Source organism: Paenibacillus sp. P4_E11 (assembly GCF_056401635.1).
The window spans coordinates 1-1130 of the sequence record NZ_JBFUIX010000533.1 but is presented as its reverse complement, the minus strand read 5'-3'; the positions used below and the strand labels follow the sequence as shown (position 1 = coordinate 1130).

At 43.7% G+C, this 1130-nt stretch carries 2 protein-coding genes; one reads left to right on the top strand and one right to left on the bottom strand.

Features of this window, described 5'->3' with window-relative positions; genetic code table 11:
- Positions 1-65: 65 nt before the first annotated feature.
- Positions 66-602 carry a class I SAM-dependent methyltransferase gene (locus AC1DWB_RS35790; protein ID WP_477545813.1) on the bottom strand — a complete coding sequence of 179 codons (537 nt, stop codon included), beginning with the start codon at positions 600-602 and terminating at the stop codon, positions 66-68.
- A gap of 132 nt (positions 603-734) precedes the next feature.
- Between AC1DWB_RS35790 and AC1DWB_RS35785 the strand changes: the two genes are divergently transcribed.
- On the top strand, positions 735-1130 hold a 396-nt coding region (locus tag AC1DWB_RS35785; protein ID WP_477545812.1), incomplete at its 3' end, for a phosphotransferase family protein.

Genomic DNA, 1130 nt, shown 5'->3' with positions numbered 1-1130 from the left:
CTCCAAGTCATTGCAGATGACGGAGAAATGCCCCTTTCTTTTGGCCCACATAGGGTGGGTATTATTCACTTTCTCGCATAGCCCCAAACGACAATGGGGAATTCCGGGTCATTGTAGAGTAAATCGGAGTGTTGAACAGGATCATAGTCAACCCAACTATCCAGGTTCGCAATAAGACATTCCTTATTTCCCCAAGAATAAGTTTGGACATCGTTAAATCCTTGACTACACAGCAAATTCTTAAGACCTTCTTCAGTCCAGCGCCATAGATCAACGGGAGTAGGGTGATATTTAATGAGAAACGGAGTCGTTATTACGAATATTCCATTCATACGAAGCATGTTTCGCACATTTTGAGCAGCCAGAACAGGCTGTTCGATGTGCTCAAACACTTGCTCCGCAATAATTAAATCGTACTCTGCTCCTGTTGTGTGCATGCAAATATCAAACGCCGGATAATGTACACTCGAATAGGAGCGGAAGCCGAGATCTCTCCATCCATTCCCGGATATCTCAAGAACGTCGAGCTGATCAGGATGATGCTCAATTACAAAATTATAAACTTCCGTATTCATTACTCTTCTACACCATTGGTTAATCATCCGTTACCTCCCTATTCGATATTCTACTAGTAAATGATAATTTCAGACGAAATGTAAGGGACAAACGCACATTCCTGAGAGTTGTTCATATTATATAAGGAGAGTTCCTAACAAGGTTGGAGGTATGCGTAGGTGAGCATAGTCGAGAACTCTATTCATTATATATTCACCCGATATCCGGGGCTGTCCATAGAGAAGGTGCGGATCGTTTCAAGCGGCTATCAGAACCTAGTCATTATCATTGGAGAACATCTCGTCTTTCGATTCCCTCTTACAACCGACACCTCTTCCCTTATGCTGGAACAACGGCTGCTGCCCAAATTACAAGGGAAACTGACCTTGCGAGTCCCTCATATCCTTTACTCCTCCGATCCGGAAGATCTTATTCCATTTATCGGATATCCTATGATTCAAGGTGAAAGTCTGGACAAGGATCGTTTTCTGGCCATGACTGCCAAACAACAGGATGATTCGGCTAAGCAAATTGCCCGCTTTCTAACGGGGCTTCACAGTTTCGCAGATGATCCC

Excerpts from the sequence above, each read along its gene's own strand:
- AC1DWB_RS35790 (WP_477545813.1), bottom strand. The coding sequence starts at position 602 with ATGATTAACCAATGGTGTAGAAGAGTAATGAATACGGAAGTTTATAAT.